The organism is Paraburkholderia sp., assembly GCF_035656215.1.
GTDB lineage: Bacteria > Pseudomonadota > Gammaproteobacteria > Burkholderiales > Burkholderiaceae > Paraburkholderia.
Genome location: NZ_DASRSY010000166.1, coordinates 1 through 2169 on the forward strand (window position 1 = coordinate 1; position 2169 = coordinate 2169).

At 61.5% G+C, this 2169-nt stretch carries 2 protein-coding genes; one reads left to right on the plus strand and one right to left on the minus strand.

Features of this window, described 5'->3' with window-relative positions:
- Nucleotides 1-224: 224 nt before the first annotated feature.
- On the plus strand, nucleotides 225-1298 hold the full coding sequence (locus tag VFE81_RS09740) for a TAXI family TRAP transporter solute-binding subunit (RefSeq protein WP_325044393.1): 1074 nt from the start codon (nucleotides 225-227) through the stop codon (nucleotides 1296-1298).
- 24 nt (nucleotides 1299-1322) lie between these two features.
- Here the strand turns inward: VFE81_RS09740 and VFE81_RS09745 are convergent.
- A partial coding sequence (locus tag VFE81_RS09745) for a PLP-dependent aminotransferase family protein (RefSeq protein ID WP_325044394.1) occupies nucleotides 1323-2169 on the minus strand: 847 nt, incomplete at its 5' end.

A 2169-nucleotide genomic window follows, 5' to 3' on the forward strand; every position in this document is an offset into this window, starting at 1 on the left:
TTATGGATAAATCGATTGGATACCGAATTTCATAGCCGTTTGCACGACAGACGGACTGAATCATGGCACGCCCGATGGCATTGGCGATCACGTGCCCTCTGAGCGGCAACAGACGGACATGGCACACGCAACGCATTGAACATGAGACGGCAAGCCGGCTCACGGATACTTCGCGCGCGCCGACGCGAGAGGCCGTTCAACCCTGACCGATAGGTAGATAGACCATGCTGAAGAAACTTCTGGCGGGATGGCTCGGGCTGGCGCTGATGGTCATGTCTTCGTTTGTTTGCGCGGAGCCTGCGCACTACAAGATCGTCACTGGTCCGGAACGGGGCACCTATATTCAGTTTGGTCAGGATCTGTCGAAATGGGTGGCACAGCCGGCGGGCATCGACCTGGAAGTGATGGCGTCGAAAGGTTCCGCTGAAAACGTGCAGCGTATGCGCTTCGAGCCGGGCGTGAAGCTCGCGCTGGTGCAATCCGACGTGTATCAGGCCTACATCGACATGGCCAACGCGGGCAATACCGATGCAGGCACGGCGATCCGGCCGCTACGGCTCATCATGCCGCTCTACGACGAGGAAATTAACGTCGTGGTGCGCGCGGATTCGCCGATGAAAACCTTCGCCGACATCAAGGACAAGAGCATTAGCGTGGGACTGCTCGGCAGCGGCACTGCTCAAACGGCCACGACCCTCTATCACCTGATGTTCGGACAGGCGATTCCCGAGCAGAACGTCCAGCACCTGAGCAACGAAGACGCGCTGGCCGCATTGATCGTCAAGAAGGTGGACGTTGCGATCATCGTGGTCGGGCAACCGGCGAAACTGTTCAACGACATGAACCCCGAGTTGCTGCAACAGATCCGCCCATTGCGGGTTGATCCCAACGCGCCCGAAACCGCCCGTGCGAAGCAGACGTATTTCCCCACGACGCTTCGCGCGACCAGCTATCCGAACTGGCTGAAGGAAGATGTCCCCACGCTAACGGTCAAAGCCTTTCTCGTCACTTACGATTACGGTCTGCGCGATACCGTCGGCAATCTGAATCACTTTGCGGACTCGCTCTGCGCCAACTTCGACAATCTGCAGGAGCATGGGCATCCGAAGTGGAAGCAGGTGAAACTCGAATTGCCGCCTCTCGTGCGTGGCTGGAAATACTACGGCCCGGTGGAGAAACATTTGCGCGCGTGCTTCGCGAACAAGAGTGCGGCGATCAGCGCGACGGCGGCGCAAGCCGCGCAGAAACCGCGCTCCGCCTGCACGGATCAGGAGCGTCTGCTGTTGCTGTGCAAGTAAGCTCGCGGGGCAAGGAGCGCGCGCTCAGACGCGCTCCGTCGATGCGGCCGACACATCCATCGCCCGTTGCAGCGCCTCGTACACCTTCGGCCGGTTGCATTGCGACACGTTAAAGCGCAGGAAGCCGGCCGCCGAATGCGACGCGCTGAACACATTGCCCGGCGCGAACACCACACTCTCGGCTAACGCGTGACGCGCGATATCGGCGGCGTCGAGCGCATCCGGCAGGCGCGCCCACACAAATATGCCGGCACGTGGCCGCGTCCACACTTCAAGGCCGGCATAACCCAGCCGCCTGATCGTCTCGCCCATGGCGTCCGCGAGCTTCGCGCGCATCGATTCCAGATGCCGCCGGTAGGTGCCATCCACCAGCAAGCGGTGTACGACGCTCGCCGCGAGCTGGCCGTTGCCGAACGAGGTGGCCAGCTTCAGATCGATCAGCGGCTCAATCCATTCGCTGCGCGCCGCGATATAACCGCAGCGTACGGCCGCGGACAAGGTCTTCGAAAAGCTGCCGATCGAGACCACCCGCGCGAGACCGTCGAACGCCGCAAGACGCGGCGCGGGTTCGTCTTCGAAGTCGGCGAAGATATCGTCCTCGACGATCAGCAGATTGTGCTCACCCGCCAGTTTCAGCAACCGATGCGCAATGGCCGGTGCAAGCGTGGCGCCGGTCGGATTGTGGATCGCGGAATTGGTCACGTAGAGCCGCGGGCGGTGCTCGATCAGCGCCCGCTCGAATGCCGCCAGATCGGGGCCGGACGGCGTATAAGGCACACCGACGATGCGGACACGATGCGCGCGCAGTAACGCCTGGAAGTTGAAGTAGCACGGATCGTCGATCAGGACCGTGTCGCCGGGTTCGAGCAGA